At 34.0% G+C, this 16,527-nt stretch carries 11 protein-coding genes; 3 read left to right on the top strand and 8 right to left on the bottom strand.

The window, feature by feature from the left end:
* Window positions 1–27: 27 nt before the first annotated feature.
* The 8 genes from RT99_RS13360 to RT99_RS13325 all read right to left on the bottom strand — a co-directional run bounded on the left by RT99_RS13360 (window position 28) and on the right by RT99_RS13325 (window position 12,367).
* The gene (locus tag RT99_RS13360; protein WP_042565261.1) at window positions 28–1,122 is read right to left on the bottom strand and encodes an outer membrane beta-barrel protein; all 1,095 of its coding nucleotides are present in this window, start codon (window positions 1,120–1,122) and stop codon (window positions 28–30) included.
* Window positions 1,123–1,712: 590 nt separating this feature from the next.
* Window positions 1,713–2,678 (bottom strand): glycoside hydrolase family 5 protein, encoded by a 966-nt coding sequence (locus tag RT99_RS13355; RefSeq protein WP_042565248.1) that lies wholly within the window; start codon window positions 2,676–2,678, stop codon window positions 1,713–1,715.
* 10 nt (window positions 2,679–2,688) lie between these two features.
* Window positions 2,689–3,921, bottom strand: a complete 1,233-nt coding sequence (locus RT99_RS13350) for a glycoside hydrolase family 27 protein (protein ID WP_042565247.1) — start codon at window positions 3,919–3,921, stop codon at window positions 2,689–2,691.
* Between the two features lie 91 nt (window positions 3,922–4,012).
* On the bottom strand, window positions 4,013–5,284 hold the full coding sequence (locus RT99_RS13345; protein WP_082036961.1) for a fasciclin domain-containing protein: 1,272 nt from the start codon (window positions 5,282–5,284) through the stop codon (window positions 4,013–4,015).
* Between the two features lie 79 nt (window positions 5,285–5,363).
* On the bottom strand, window positions 5,364–6,422 hold the full coding sequence (locus tag RT99_RS13340) for an IPT/TIG domain-containing protein (RefSeq protein WP_042565245.1): 1,059 nt from the start codon (window positions 6,420–6,422) through the stop codon (window positions 5,364–5,366).
* Window positions 6,423–6,440: 18 nt separating this feature from the next.
* The gene (locus RT99_RS13335) at window positions 6,441–8,000 is read right to left on the bottom strand and encodes a RagB/SusD family nutrient uptake outer membrane protein (RefSeq protein WP_042565244.1); all 1,560 of its coding nucleotides are present in this window, start codon (window positions 7,998–8,000) and stop codon (window positions 6,441–6,443) included.
* Window positions 8,001–8,010: 10 nt separating this feature from the next.
* On the bottom strand, window positions 8,011–11,178 hold the full coding sequence (locus RT99_RS13330) for a TonB-dependent receptor (RefSeq protein WP_042565243.1): 3,168 nt from the start codon (window positions 11,176–11,178) through the stop codon (window positions 8,011–8,013).
* A gap of 310 nt (window positions 11,179–11,488) precedes the next feature.
* Window positions 11,489–12,367: an AraC family transcriptional regulator gene (locus RT99_RS13325; protein ID WP_042565242.1), complete on the bottom strand. Its 879-nt coding sequence runs from the start codon at window positions 12,365–12,367 to the stop codon at window positions 11,489–11,491.
* Between the two features lie 303 nt (window positions 12,368–12,670).
* On the opposite strand from RT99_RS13325, the gene RT99_RS13320 reads away from it, so the two are divergent.
* The 3 genes from RT99_RS13320 (at window position 12,671) to RT99_RS13310 (ending at window position 16,527) form a co-directional block, all read left to right on the top strand.
* Window positions 12,671–13,801 carry a glycoside hydrolase family 26 protein gene (locus RT99_RS13320; RefSeq protein ID WP_042565241.1) on the top strand — a complete coding sequence of 377 codons (1,131 nt, stop codon included), beginning with the start codon at window positions 12,671–12,673 and terminating at the stop codon, window positions 13,799–13,801.
* A gap of 115 nt (window positions 13,802–13,916) precedes the next feature.
* Window positions 13,917–15,308 carry an MFS transporter gene (locus RT99_RS13315; RefSeq protein ID WP_042565240.1) on the top strand — a complete coding sequence of 464 codons (1,392 nt, stop codon included), beginning with the start codon at window positions 13,917–13,919 and terminating at the stop codon, window positions 15,306–15,308.
* 28 nt (window positions 15,309–15,336) lie between these two features.
* Window positions 15,337–16,527, top strand: coding sequence for a glycosidase (locus tag RT99_RS13310; protein ID WP_042565239.1), 1,191 nt, complete (start codon window positions 15,337–15,339; stop codon window positions 16,525–16,527).

Genomic DNA, 16,527 nt, shown 5'->3' with positions numbered 1-16,527 from the left:
AAAAAAAAAAAATATCAATCTTTATCTCTAGAAAGAGTATGTTGTAGCAATTAAGGCATAGAAAGAGCCTCCTGTTGGTAAAGCATCTTTATCTAAAAAGATATCTTCTGATGATGCATCATATCTTAACTCAGGAATTATTGTTAGTTTTCCAACTTTATAATTCAATGAAACTGTATTTGCAAAAACGCTAGTTCCTGTTAATGTTCCTAAACTTGGAGCAGCATCTTTAGCATCAAAATATTCTATTCTATATGCTAAAAGCAAAGATGGTTTAAATGAATAATTAGCATATCCTACTAACGAAAACCATTCTCCGTCTAAAGTACTGTCAAAATCATTTTTAGTTTTGGCATACGTTGCGTTAAAACCAAGACCGAAACTATCACTTATTGTTTTTGAAGCGGTTAAATCAAACTGAGTTTTATTTTCATCAGATGGCACAACTAAACTTCCCGGCGTAGGGTTAGTACTGCCTGTTGTAAAATTCAAATAAGCACTTCCTGTTTCTCCTATATAGCCCAATTGTCCTATATATGTTTTTTGGCTTGAACCGGCATCCATTGCTGATTTAAAATCAGTTGGATTTGTTATTCCAAGCATTGCCGTAAATTTTCCTGCGGTATATTGTGCTTTTACCCCAGTATTAAAGAATGGCCCATATGAAAATGCATAAGACATGCTATAGTTTTTATTATCGACTGCATCTAATACTTCATAACCTATATGTGTACCAAAACTACCGGCTACTACTTTAAATTCTTCTGTAATCTGATATGTAAAATATAATTGTTTAATTAAAAATTTTGCGTTAATATCTTTATCTGTTGTTTCATTATATGAAAACTCTCCTGCTCTTTTTCCGAAACCTAAATCGACGAAAACAGAAGCTTTACCAAATGTGTGTGATGCTTCAACAGAAGCCATTCCTAATTCGAATGAATCTTGTGAGTTGGTAAAGCTCGTTAATCCATTCATTTGTTTTGAAAAATCATACTTATAATATGCATCTGCAGATCCTCCCCAGGTCGTTGCAGGTGATGTAGCTGTTTCAGTTTCGTCTTGTGCAAAAGCAAAAGAACTAGTTAACATCGCGGCTAAAATGTGAAAAGCTTTTTTCATTTTTAAATTGGTTTTAGTTAATAATTGATTCTGGTTAGTTAAATCTTTATATATGTATGTAATACTATAAGCCACTTCTAAAACCTCTTTTTCCCCTTTAAAACCTCTTCATTTTCATTAGCGAATTTATTAACTTTTGTATGAGTAAAAGAATTGATATCTGTTTTTTTGACGTTTTAGATAAAGAATTATGGATTACAAAAATTATTTTAACAATAATCGTGATTTGACATTTATAAAGATTTATTTTTGAAAATTCAATAACGGTTTTTCGTAAAAATCCATTAAAAAAACATGGTCAACAACAAAATTGAAACCATAAACAACCAAAAAACATCTACAAAAAGAAACAAAAACTATCACACCCCATAAAAAATAGGGGTGTGTGATTTTTAATTAAAATAAAAGAAAAATAACACCCCCTGAAACCGAAGCTTTATCGGTTATTTTTTTTAATTCAAAATTCTTACAAAATAAATTCAGCTTTAAACTCCAAAAAATGCTTTATGAATGTTATTTATAAACAAAAGACAAACAAAAAAGCCTGCTCAAAAATGAACAGGCTTTAATTATAAAATAATATACAGAAACTATTCTTGCGAATTGTATCTTCTTAAATACTCGCGAACTTTAATTCCGGATTCTTTTAAATCTTCTTTTTTCCATTTTCCTTCAGACTTCGCTGATTTATTCAGGATAGAACAAGTTTCATCTTTATCAGATACAGACCATGTTATCCAGCTTAGTTTACGTTCTTCCATCCAATCCATATATTCCTGCCATGCCTGATAATTTAACGGTCCATCGCCGGTCGCCTCCATTCCTGCAGATTCTGAAACGAAAATAGGCAATCCACTTTTTATAGCTTCATCCGTTTTTTCCCGTAATTCTTTTCCGTGCGTAGCTGCATAAAAATGCATAGTGTACATTAAATTATTGTATCCTTTTATAGGATCTGCTGCCGGAAGATTAACATCCTGATCCCAATGCGGCGAGCCAATCAAAATTATATTATTAGGGTCATTTTCTCTTATTACCTTAATTACCTCTTCGGCGTAAGCCTTAATTTCCGGCCAGGTTTCATGATCGGGCTCATTAAAAATCTCATAAATTACATTAGGGTATTTCGCATATTTTTTAGACATTTCTGCAAAGAATTCTTTGGCTTCTTTTAAATTAACATTATGACTATGCCAGTCAATAATTACATATATATCTGATTTTATTGCTCCCTTAATAACCGCTTCAATTTTTTCTTTTGAAAATTGTGGCTCTTTCATATAAGACATTTTCCCTAATTCAATACCCATTGCGGCACGAACAACATTGCAGCTAAAATCTTTTTTAAGCCACGCGACTGCTTTTTCATTATAAAATCTTGGCCACATGCTATGCCAGCCAAAACTCATTCCTCGAAGTACAATCGGATTATTATTTTTATCGACCAACTGTGTTCCGGAAACACTAAGCTGACCATGCTTTTTTACAAATTGTGCATTTGAAAAACAAAAAATCAACAAGAAAATAAAAGTAAAAAATTTAGTTTTTGATTTCATTATAATTGATTTACGGAATTAATCTCAGTGTAATTACATCGTGAGCAACAAGATCTGAAACGAAATTTTTCTTTGTGTTTCCAATTTCTTTATTTTTCCAAAGATCTTTTAATTTAAAAACTGTCTTGTTGAAATCGGCTTCATAACCAAAATCTGCATCCTTAATAATATGTTTTTTCCAATCGAAACTGATTTTTTTTGCCACTTCGCTTCTGTTTAAAAAAGTAACGGCCCAATTTCCATCCGATAAAGGTTTAACCCAAACTTCTAATCCGTCTTCAGCAGAATATTTAAATCCCTGAATCCCTAATTTATCCTGATCGACAGCTATTAATTCTTTATTAGTCAAAATTGCCAATGTTTCTTTTGACATTTTTCTGAAATCATTTCCCGCAACAAGCGGAGATGCCATCATACACCACATTGAAAAATGCGATTTATCTTCGGTATCATTCATTTCGTTGCCAACTTCCATCATGTCAAAATCGTTCCAATGGTCGGGGCCGGAATATTTACGAATGTCTTTTCGCATTTCTACGATTTTCATAAATCCCCAAGATGACCAATTTTCGGGATGTTTGAATTCACAATCAAAACAAGGATAAATATCTCCTGAGATTCTCCATAGATTTCCAATTGGTTTTCCCCATTCCCAAGGCTGATTGTCTCCCCATTCGCAAAGACTGAAAACAATTGGCCTTCCTGCGGTTTTCAGGGCGTTGCTCATTGTTGTGTATGCTTCTGGTGCGGTAATTCCTTTTGTATTGCACCAATCATATTTTAAAAAGTCTATTCCCAGTTTGGCATAAAAACGGGCATCCTGATATTCGTAACCACGTGTTCCGGGATAACCGGCACAGGTTTGAGTTCCCGCGCAATTGTACAAGCCAAACTTTAAACCTTTGCCGTGAACATAATCGATTACGGCTTTCATTCCGTTAGGAAACTTTACCGGATCAGGAACCAAATCTCCGTTAGCATCGCGCTCTTTGGTCATCCAGCCATCATCTAGCACAATATAATTATAACCTGCAGCTGCCATTCCAGAGGAAACCATTATATCAGCAGTTTCTTTTACCAGTTTTTCATCAATATTTGTTGCAAAAGTATTCCAGGAATTCCAACCCATTGGCGGAGTCATGGCTAAACCTTCAAATTTTCCTCCAGATTGCGTATGTGTATTTCCTTGGCTAAAGCCTAAAAATGAAATACTTAATATGAATATTAAAATTATTCTTTTCATCATAAGTGAATTTAAAAATATACTATAAAAAAAGTATTCCCTAATTGAGTAGATTAGGGAATACTTAAAACAAAACTCAAAATATATAATCTTATAAAAATCCTATATCATCAAAATAAAGAATGCTTGGATTTCCCGGATCTACCGTAATTCCGTTGGAGTATTCTTTAATAAAAAGCGTATTAAAAGTTGCGCCAACTTTATCTGTTTTCAAGTCAGAGAACGGAATAGAAATATTATTCCATTGTCCGGCTGTTAATGTAACGGTTGTCCCAAACTCATCGGCAAAATCAGAATTTAATGAAACTAAGATTTTAGTACTTTGGGTTGGATAAACAGAAATTTTTAAGTAGCCATAATCAGCTATATTTAATGTATTGAATCCAATATTAAAACCACTCCATGCATCGGCATATTTTTCAATTGCATACGTTCCTCTGCTTACTTTTACTGTACTTTGAAAATCAGAAGATCCTCCCCAGCCTCCAGAAGATTCTGGTGTTGCAGATCCTGAAAAATCATCTCCGTAAAGTAAAAATTTAACTCCAACAGTGGCCGTATTTGAGGTACCAAAAGCAGTTTGTACCTTTATAAGTGCATAAGATCCAAAATCAGCAGGAACAGTAACCTCAATTTTTGAGTTTGAAACTGTTTTGAATGTAGCCTCTTCTTCTCCAAATTTCACTGAAGTTACATTTACAAAATTGGCTCCATTAAGTATTAAAACATCACCAGGAGAAGCAAAAGCCTGCGAAACACTTGTAATTGATGGTGATGGAGGAATTAATGAAATGACATTATCCAGAACATGTACAAATCCATTTGTTCCATAATAATCCAGACCAACTGCTGCTTTATCAGAACCATTAACTTTTAGAACACCTTCTTCAACTTTTACATCAAGTAAGTATAAATCTGAATTTGCGAGGTTTGCCAATGTTGTTAATTGGCCCGTTTCCAGATAATCTGCCTCAACTCCTGTTAACTTTCCTACTCGTTTTTTGACTCCTTTTACAACATGACTTAAAACGATTTGTTTTAAAACATCGACAGGAACGAGATTAATATCAGGATAACCAAGTGTATTTACATAACCGTTTTTTACAAGAAATGCTTCAAATGCGGCATCTGTTGGCACAAAAAAGGTAAAACTATCTGCGGTATCTAATGTTGTCTCTAATTTTGTTAATCCAATTGCTTTATAATAAAGACTTAGATTCGTATTTGCTTTAAGTAAGCCGTAAACCGAATTATAATTCTGCTCTGCGCCACCAACATCCGGCAGTGAATCGTCGCATGAAGCCGCCATGGCAACCAAACACAAACACATTGCAATTTGCTTAATTTTATATATTATTTTCATAAGTTTATTTTTGATATTAAATCACTTTCTAAAAGATTCCAATTCAATAAATGAAAATCATTAGAAAGTTTTTAAATTATTATTTTAAGACAAAACCAAAATCATCAATAAGAATTGTATTTCCTCCAAAATTTCCAGACTCCTGAAACGTAATTTCTGTTATTTCTGTTGGATTTCCCACTGCACTAAAAGGAATTTCAATATAAGTCCAATCTGTTTTGAATGCTAAACTGAATGTTGCGCCATAATTTCCGTTTACGATCATATTCGCTGTTCCTGTTTTTTCTCCTTTTAAATTAATCCTAATACCCTTGTATTTAGTCATATCCACCTTAGTTTTGTCGATACCAACATACAAACCATTCCATCCGCCAGCTTTCCATTGAATACTTTTAGTTCCTTGCTTAGCATCTTTATCATAAGCTACATTATAACCATCGGCAGCATTCCATAAACCATCATATGCTTTTATCGAAGTATAAGCATCATCGTAAATAGCGCTTCCAAAAGATTGCGAAGCAACAGTAGTTCCTGAAACATTCGTTATTGATAAGTTTTTATATTGGATATCATTTGGAACCTGAACTTTAATTTCTGTCAACGTAGAAGATATTGGCTCTACAGTAGTAGTGCCAAAATTAACTACAGGTCTAAGAAAATATTCTCCTGTTATGGTAATAATATCACCTGGATTTGGGTTAATTGGAAATCCATTAATATTAGGAAATGGAGGTCTTATTTTTACATTATATACTAATGTACCAATGTTGGTTACGATTTTTAATTCGTCCATTTCATTGTAATACGGTGTTTTTTGATCTACACTAACTACAATAGCATTATCAGTAACAAAAGTTGGATTAAAAGTAGATTCTAAACCATTAAAAGAAATCGATTTTAAAGTTGCAAAACCGGAACCTCTAATAATATAGGTATTTCCTGCATTAATGACATCAGTAGGTACATCAACTTGCCTGTCACCTTCTATTAAAGGATCATCAATAACTGATTTGCTAATTCCGGTAACGGCTAAAGTACCCGATGAACCTCCATCATCATTGGAGCAAGCACTTAGTAAGATTAAAATTGAAGCCAGAAAATAAAACTTCAACAACATTATATTTTTTAGATTTTTCATAATTGTTTTCTTTAAAGTTTATTTAAAAACATAAGGAACCGGAGCTTCTTTTAATTTTGGATTTTTTCTAACATCATTTGCTGGTTTAGGAAAAATAAAATCTGTTTCTACCGGCGTATAATGTTTTACTCCTTCATAATCCGAACCTCTGTCTTGTTTCGAAATAATATCAATTGCCTCTGCTCTTGGTAATCTGCCTAAATCATACCAGTACTCTCCCTCAAAAGCAAATTCAACTCTTCTTTCATGAAATAAACCTGTATGTGTCAAAGGTGTATTTGCATCTAATTCGCTCAAACCTGCTCTTTTTCTAACAAGATTGTAAGATGCTTTTGCAGCAGCATTATTAGTTTCATCTGCACCTGCCATAATTGCTTCGGCATGAATTAATAAAAGATCAGCGTAACGCATGATATAATTACAATTACTCATAGACGCCCAGTTGTCTGCAGGTCCCGTTTCTCCGGTAGCCTCACCTACAACATATTTTTTTACTGCCGCGCCTGTTGCATCCAAAGCGTTTGGATATTTTGTTTTATCAAGGGTGAAACCAACAACGCCGTCTCCTTGCATTCCAGGATATGTGTCACCGTAAATCATATAAGATTCTTTTCTTCTTACATCTCCGGTTTCAAATGCTTCCTGAATATCATTTGAAGGAACGTAAACAGCTCCATAAGATGCATTGTTTAAAATTTCCAAACCATATTGCACATTCGATGGGTTCCCTGCCTGATACTCATTTACAGCACCAGACCATTGCCATGAATAAATAGACTCTTCGTTATTGTTTTTGCTTGTTAAAAATAAATCTGAATAATTTGGTACAAGTGCAAACTCGCCAGAATTAATTACTTTTTCTGCCATTGTTTTTGCATTTGGATAATCTTTTTGATAAAGATAAATCTTTGCCAAAAATGCTTCAGCAGTTCCCTGAGAAACAAAAACATTTTCTGAACTTGCGCCTCTGGCTCTAACTTTTGCTTTAAGATTTGCTGCTGCATATTTTAAATCATTTTCAATGAACTTATATACATCTTCAATTCTGTTATTGTTTACCAACGGATTTTTTGCAAGTGCTAAATTATCCTCAATAATTGGCACAGGACCAAATAAACGCACTAAATAGAAATAAGAAATTGCTCTGAAAAAATGCGCTTCTGCAATTGTATTTTTAATTACATCAGGGCTTACACCAGCTTTAGCATTATTATTTAAATTATTAATCAAATCATTTGATTGTGCAATGACTCCAAAACATGATCTCCACGGATCTGATAATATATAACTATCAGAAGTTAATTTAAACTGAATAACTTCATTTCCGTCAACATTCGACCAGCAATTTCCCGAAGACATTTCTGAAAGTGCAAAAAAACATTTTGTGAAAAATGGCGCCCACATTCTTCCATACATTCCATAAGTAGTACGCTGAACTTGTTCATCTGATGTATAAAAGTTATCACTTACATAACCATCCTGGGTAGGTCGATCTAAATAATCTTCACTACATGAAGCAGATAAAGTAAGCAAAACGCAAAGCGCTACGCTTTTAAAATTTATTTTATATATTTTCATAATCGTTTTATTAAAATTCTACATTCATTCCTAAAGTAATTGTTCGGTTCGTTGGGTAACGTCCGGAATCAATACCGCTCAATAAAGCATTTTGGTTATAATCTCCAATCTCCGGATCATAACCCGTGTATTTTGTGAAAGTGTATAAATTTTGAACACTTGCATAAAATCTAAGTTTACTTAATTTAGTTTTAGAAATAACATCCGATGGTAAGCTGTAAGCGAAAGTTAATTGCGAAATTTTCAAATAAGAACCATCTTCAACATAACGGTCAGAAATTGCAATATTTGGATGTCCGTCTCCGCCATCAGGTCTCGGATATTTAGCATTCGGATTATCCGGTGTCCAAAAATCAGCAGCTTCAGCCAATTGGTTTTCATATAAACGCTGATTTTTTGTAGCAGCTCTTCTGGTAAGGTTCATTACTTTATTACCTTGAGATCCTGTAAGGAAAATGGTAAGATCAAGATTTTTGTATCTAAATGAATTCGAGAAATTATAAGTAAATTTAGGTGCCGGATTTCCAATATAAGTCAAATCTTTTTCATCAATCAATCCGTCTTTGTTTTGATCTACATACTCAACATCTCCCAAAACACTTTTTACTGCTTTGTTTCCTGTAAATGGAATTGGTGCATTTGCCAATTGCTCATTTGTTCTGATAATTCCAACCGTTTGATAGCCGTAAAACTGACCTATTGGCTGACCAACTTCACTTTTTGTTACCGTTTTTGTGGTATAACCATTAACCTGAACATCTTTAATTAAGTCAAAGTTATCAACCAGACTTAATAATTTATTGTTGTTTTTTGCGAATGTAACCGTAGCATCCCAAGAAAAATCTTTACTAAAATTGTTAGAATATTTTAAAGTAGCTTCGATACCTTGATTTCTTAAACTTCCTAAGTTTACTGTAGGAGCCGCCAAACCACCTTGATATTGTTCTAAACCTGTAACATAAGTTGGCAAAGGCAATACAAACAAAAATCCTGATGATTGTTTTCTATATACATCTACACTTGCATTCAATTTAGATTTAAACAAACTAAACTCTAATCCCAGATTGGTATCTTCTGCCGTTTGCCATGTCAAATCAGGATTTGCAATATTACCTGCTGTAAAGAAATTTCCTAAAGCCGATTTAATGGTTTGGATGTTAGAAGCGTATAATCCGCCGCTAATATTTTGGTTTCCTGTTTCTCCATAACTTGCTTTCAATTTAATATTATCTACAAAGTCTTTTGTTCCTTCCATGAATTTCTCATTAGACAATTTCCAAAATCCTGAAATCGAAGGAAAGTAACCCCATCTTTTATCTTCGGCAAAATTAGAACTGCCGTCAGCTCTTATTGTAGCCTGTAAATAATATTTATTGTCATAATTATAGTTAAGAGAACCTGCAAAAGAGTACAAAGCATTTGCACCTTTATATTCGCTCGCTACCAAAGTCTTTTGATCTCCAAGGTTTATAGAGTGTACATCATTACTTAACAATCCGCTTATAGACTGGCTTCCGCCAAACCAATGAGAATCGTTTGCTTCCTGAATACCCATTAAAGTAAAATTATGTTTTCCTAAAGAAGTATTGTACGTCAACATATTTTTAAGCGTTAAACCATACCAGGTATTCGCTCTTTCCTGAAGATGATTAACTTTATTTACAGCTGCTCCCCATGTATAAGTAGGTTGAAATCCATCAAAATTTTGAATATTGGTAGAACCACCAAAATCAAAACGATAATCCAATCCTTTTGCCAATCTAATGGTTGAATAAAAATTACCCTGAAAATTCTTTTGAACCAATTTATTGGTATTCATCAAAGTACTTGCAACCGGATTAATCCAGGCTCCCTGTGATCCGTCTTTTGGCGGACCAGCATAAGTTCCGTCTAAATTTTTAACTGCAACATCAGGAGTCGATAATATTGTAGTACCAATAATACCATCGCTATAGCCTTCGATAGTTATATTTTGATTTGTTATACCAGCTGTTATAGAAACGCCCATTGTTAACCAATCTTTTACCTTTGATTCCAGATTAGTTTTAAAAGTATATCTTTTAAAATCAGATCCAATAACAACACCTTCCTGATTTAAATATCCACCAGAAATATAATAATTATTGTTATCTTTTGCTCCTGAAAAAGACAATTGGTGACTGTTCATTAAAGCAGTTCTGTATATTTCGTCCTGCCAGTTTGTCCCACTACCCAAAACAGAAGGTACTGCAAACTCATCTCTAGGCGCAACACCATAATAACTTGCCAATGCATTTTGCTGTGTGGCGTATTGGCTTAAATTCATTGTATCCAGCAATCTCGTAACCTTTTGAGTAGAAAGTGCTGTGTCATAAGTTATTTTTCCTGTACCTTTTTTACCTCTTTTAGTCGTAATAATTACAACTCCGTTTGAAGCTCTTGAACCATAAATTGCAGTTGCTCCGGCATCTTTTAAAATATCCATGGTTTCAATATCACTAGGATTCAAAAAAGCCAGCGGACTATTGGTTACAGAACCTGTATTTGTACCTATATAACCACTTACAATTGTTCCTCCAGTTGACTGATTTGTTGCATCTCCTGAAATAGGAAGCCCATCTACAATATACAAAGGTTCATTTGATCCGCCTAAAGAGGCAGCACCACGAATTTTTACAGAAACATTTCCTCCCGGCCTGCCAGAGTTATTTGTAACTACAACACCTGCAGCTCGTCCTTGCAATAATTGTTCTACCGTAACTTGTTGGGAATCTTTAAAATCTTTGGCTGTTACAGTAGAAATTGAACCCGCAACATCTTTTCGTTTCTGGCTTCTATATCCTACGTTTACAAGTACTTCACGCAAATCTTCAGCACTAAGCTTTAGAACAACATTTATTTTACCTCCGCTTTTAACGTTTATAGTTTGGGAAACGTATCCAATAAATGAAACCGAAATATTTGAATTTGCAGGCACATCAATAGAATAATTTCCATCAAAATCTGTAGAGGCAGAAATTTTACTTCCTACGACCATTATATTGGCTCCGGGTATAGAAAGTCCCTGAGCATCAGAAACTATTCCTGTTACTTTTACCTGAGCCGTAACAAAATTACATGTCAGTAACAAGAATAAAATCAAAGGAACTAATCTGTGGTTAGCGTTCCAATGAATGAAGTTAGTCATTAGTCTTTTCATAATAAATGTTTGGTTAGTTTAAATTTGTTATTCATAATTCAGTAATAAAGGGTTGTGGTTTACTTTCTAAATTATTTAACAAATCTATAACACAAGAAACGATTAAATTAATAGTATTATATCATTTGATGATAATATTTTTACTATAGCGCTTTAAAAAAACATATATGAAAAATAAAATGAATCTTTTTTACATTATTCGCAATGACTTACCCTTAAACAACTTGAAATTATAAATAAAAATTAACGAATGAGCGAAATGCAAACGTTTTCGTTAAAAATAATATTTGTTTGTGCAAAAAAAGTATCACTATAAAATTCGCTTTAATCCAGAAAAATCTTCCCTATACTGACTTGGTGTACAATTTTTAGTAGCTTTAAAACTACGATTGAAGTTGGCAATATTGTTAAAGCCTGATTTAAAGGCAACTTCAGAAACACTCATGTCTTTTTCTACAAGCCAGCGAGCTGCATATCCTATCCTAATATCATTTATGTAATTGACAAAAGTTTTTCCGGTGCGCTTTTTAATAAAGCGGTTAAATGAAATAATAGACATGCTCGCAACATTAGCAACATCCTCTAAAGTGATCTTTTCGGCAAAATGTTTCTGCACATATTCATAAACCAATTTCATTTTATCATAATCATCAAACGTATCATAATCTACTGTATAAGTAGAAAGCAGACGCTGATTTCTTGAATTTGCCAGATCATATAATAAAGAAGTAATTTCCAAAAAGTAGTCCATACCATCTAGTTTTGAGAGTTTTACTAGTCTTGGCGTTAATTCTTCAGTAACTTTTTTAGAGAATAAAATACCATGAATCGATCGATTAAACATATCACGGATCGGATTCATAATTCGTCTCGACAATAAAGATTCATGAAATAAATCATTATGGAACTGAATCGTAATTTCATGTATTTTTTTACTCGTGCACTTACTAAGCTCCCAACCGTGATATAAATTGGGACCAATCAAAACCAGTTCAACATTGTCAATTTCTTCAATATTATCTCCAACAACACGCTTCACTCCTTTTCCGTTTAAAATAAAATTGATCTCAAATTCCGGATGATAATGCACCGGAAAATCAAAATTATCTTTTACTCTGTCAAACACCAAAAAGCTGTCTCCCGCAGAAAGCGGAGCAATTTCTCTGTAAAAATTCTTAGCATTACTCATCCTGAAAACTGTTTTATAAAAATGACACTCAATTTTTTATTTGCAATAATATGATATATAATTGATAAAATAATATTAAATAGACTATAAACATCCGTTTATCTTTGAAAAATAGAATTATCATTATTTCAAAAACAACATCAATAATAAACATTAATCATTTTTAATAATATATCTTTTTAAAGTTTTAATAATTTTATATAAAAAACAATATCAAATTAAAGATCGAAAATTGAATTATAAAAAAGTCATTATTAATTTACCTTTTTATATCATATTACAGGAAAACAACTAAACTCTAAAATGAAAAAAAACATAATAACCTTAATAATTGCAGTATTTATAGGCGGTTCTTGTTCTTCTCAAAATAATAAGGCTAATACTAATTTGTCACTTTCAGATCATAAAGCAACACCTGAAACCGTTTTTCTATACAAAAAACTCAATAAACTAAGTCAGAAAGGATTTCTTTTTGGGCATCAGGACGATCTCGCGTATGGTGTAAAATGGAAATATGAAGATGACAGAAGCGATATAAAAGATGTTGTTGGAGATTACCCCGGAGTTTATGGCTGGGATTTGGCAGGGCTGGAAAAAGACAGCCCTAATAATATAGACGGAATTCCATTTACCAAAATGAAGCAATATATAGAAGAAAGTCACCAAAGAGGCGGAATTACAACTATAAGCTGGCATTTTGACAATCCTGCAACAGGAAAAAGTGCCTGGGATAACACACCAAATTCATTGAAAACAATTTTACCAGGCGGGGAAAATAATCAAAAATTTACCGTTTGGCTGGATAAAGCAGCCGCTTATTTGTTATCCTTAAAAGATAAAAAAGGGAAAAACATTCCAGTTCTTTTTAGACCCTATCACGAACTTACCGGCGGTTGGTTTTGGTGGGGAAAAGGAAACTGCACGCCGGAAGAATTTAAAGCTGCATGGAAATTTACCTTTGAATATTTACAGAAAAAGGGCGTTCACAACTTAATTTATGTCTACAACACAAGCAGTTTCAACACAAAAGAAGATTTTTTAGCTCATTATCCCGGAGACAATTACGCAGATATGATAAGCTTTGATTCTTATCAGAATAATGACGACAAAGAGGGGCAAAAATTCATCACCGAAGTTCAAAATCAGTTGAAAATCATTAACGAAATTGGTATTGAAAAGCACAAATTAATTGCTGTTGCAGAGGCTGGTTATGAAGCAATTCCTGATCCAAAATGGTGGACAGGAACTTTACTTAAAGCCATTGGGGATTATAAAATATCGTATGTTTTATTATGGCGAAATCACGGCTGGCAGGAAAAAGAACAAAAAATGCATTATTACGCACCCTATACCGGACAAATAAGTGAGAAAGATTTTGTTGATTTTTATAATTTGGACAAAACTTTATTTGAGAAGGATATCAATAAAAATTGAGAATTAAAAATTAAAAATCCGCTTAAATCCGCGTCATCCACGTGCTAAAAATTCAACACACAGAAACATTAAAACAACTAACCAAATCTAACCACAACCATAAAAAAAGACCTAAATGCACGATAAAATTAGTTTAAAAGAAAAAATAGGTTACGGTCTTGGAGATGCCGCATCATCCATGTTCTGGAAAATTTTCAGTATGTATCTTTTATTTTTCTATACCGATGTTTTCGGATTGGCGCCTGCCGTTGTAGGAACCATGTTTTTGATTACCAGAATCTGGGATTCCTGTTTTGATCCGATTGTGGGAATCATTGCCGACAGAACAAAAAGCAAATGGGGAAAATTCAGGCCCTATTTATTATGGGTTGCCGTGCCTTTTGCCGTAATTGGCGTATTAACTTTTTACACACCTGATTTTGACGAAAAAGGAAAAATAATCTACGCATACGTGACATATTCCGCAATGATGATGATTTATTCATTAATCAATGTGCCATATGCATCCCTTTTGGGCGTAATGTCCTCTGACCGAAAAGAAAGAACCACTTTATCATCTTACAGAATGGTTTTTGCCTTTGGCGGAAGTCTTTTGGCACTTTGGTTAATCGAACCTTTAGTACAATATTTCGGCGGAAGCCTAAACTCCAAAACAGGCTGGCTGGCAACAATTTCCGTTTTTGGAGTTATAACAACCGCTTTTTTCTGGGGATGTTTTTTCTTTACCAAAGAAAGAGTAAAACCAATTGGTGATGAACAGGCGAATTTAAAAGAAGACTTAAAAGATCTACTACAAAATAAACCCTGGTGGATTTTACTCGGAGCCGGAATTGGTGCTCTGGTTTTCAATTCCATTCGTGATGGAGCGGCCGTTTATTACTTTAAATATTATGTAAGCAGCAGTGTAAACTTTGATTTTTCACTTTTCGGAACCGATTTTCATATGACACCAACTTCTATTTATTTGGTTTTAGGGCAAGCAGCAAATATCATAGGAGTTATAATTGCAACGCCAATTGCAAATAAAATTGGCAAAAAGAAAACCTTTCTGGGCGCAATGGCATTGGCTGCACTTTTAAGTTTAGTTTTCTATCTCTTCGGAAAAGAAGATGTTTTCTTAATCATGAGTTTCCAGATTTTAATCAGCATTTGCGCAGGTTGTATTTTCCCGTTAATCTGGTCTATGTATGCAGATAGTGCCGATTATTCGGAGTGGAAACAAGGCCGAAGAGCGACAGGTTTGGTTTTTTCTGCCTCCTCAATGTCACAAAAATTTGGCTGGACAATTGGCGGTGCGGGAGCCGGATGGCTTTTAGGGTATTTTGGTTTTCAGGCCAATGTAGAACAAACCGTTGCCACCCAAAACGGAATTCAATTAATGTTAAGCATACTTCCTGCTCTGGCAGCATTTATATCAGTCGCTTTTATTTTTTTCTATCCTTTATCTGAAGAAAAACTTCAAACGATCGAACAGGATTTAAATGAAAAAAGAGACCTGACAAATTAAAATATTACGGATACAGAAATCGATTTATATGACTACAATAACATCTTCGACTATTTTTCAAGACAGAAAAATAGCATTAGAAAAAGAACATACAACACTGATTGAGCAAAAAAATAAGCCTCAGGATCAGGCTGGAAACGGGATATATGAACGTTACAAAAACCCGGTTGTGACTGCAGCTCACGTACCATTAAACTGGCGTTTTGACCTCAACGAAAAAACAAATCCGTTTTTACAGGAACGAATTGGCATGAATGCCGCTTTTAATGCCGGAGCCATCAAGTGGAACGGAAAATATTTACTGGCCGTTCGTGTAGAAGGAATAGACAGAAAATCTTTTTTCGCTATAGCGGAAAGTCCAAACGGTATCGATAATTTTAAGTTCTGGGAAAAACCATGTGTAATTCCACAAACTGAAGAACCGGACACCAACGTTTATGATATGCGTTTGATCAATCATGAAGACGGTTGGGTTTACGGTATTTTTTGTACCGAAAGAAAAGATCCAAAAGCACCAAAAGGCGATACAAGTTCGGCTGTAGCCAATGCCGGAATCGTGCGCTCAAAAGATTTAGTAAATTGGGAAAGATTGCCCGATTTAATTTCAAATACCGGACAACAGCGCAACGTGGTTTTACATCCTGAATTCGTAAACGGAAAATATGCTTTATACACACGTCCGCAAGATGGCTTTATTGATGTTGGTGCCGGTGGCGGAATTGGCTTAGGTTATGTTGAAGATATGACAAACCCAATTGTAAAGGATGAAAAAATCATCTTCGGAAAACAATATCATACCATTTACGAATTGAAAAATGGTCTTGGCCCAGCTCCTATCAAAACAGAAAAAGGCTGGTTGCATCTCGCACATGGCGTTCGTAATACCGCTGCAGGATTACGCTACACTCTTTATATGTTTATGACAGATTTAAACGATATTACAAAAGTAACACATGTTCCGGCAGGTCATTTTATGGGGCCAGAAGGCATTGAAAGAGTTGGCGATGTATCGAATGTTTTATTTTCAAACGGATGGATTGAAGATACTGATGGAACTGTTTATGTATACTACGCATCATCTGATACGAGAATGCACGTTGCTGTTTCATCTGTAGAAAAATTAGTTGATTATGTGACCAATGCTCCCGCAGATACTTTTATTTCTGCAGGTTCTGTAAAAACGATCATCAATCAAATTGAAAAAAATAACGCAATATAA

The sequence above is a fragment of the Flavobacterium sp. MEB061 genome, assembly GCF_000834715.1.
In the GTDB taxonomy this organism is placed as follows: domain Bacteria; phylum Bacteroidota; class Bacteroidia; order Flavobacteriales; family Flavobacteriaceae; genus Flavobacterium; species Flavobacterium pectinovorum.
The sequence above is the reverse complement of the archived record's forward strand: the minus strand, read 5'-3'. Positions and strand labels throughout refer to the sequence as shown.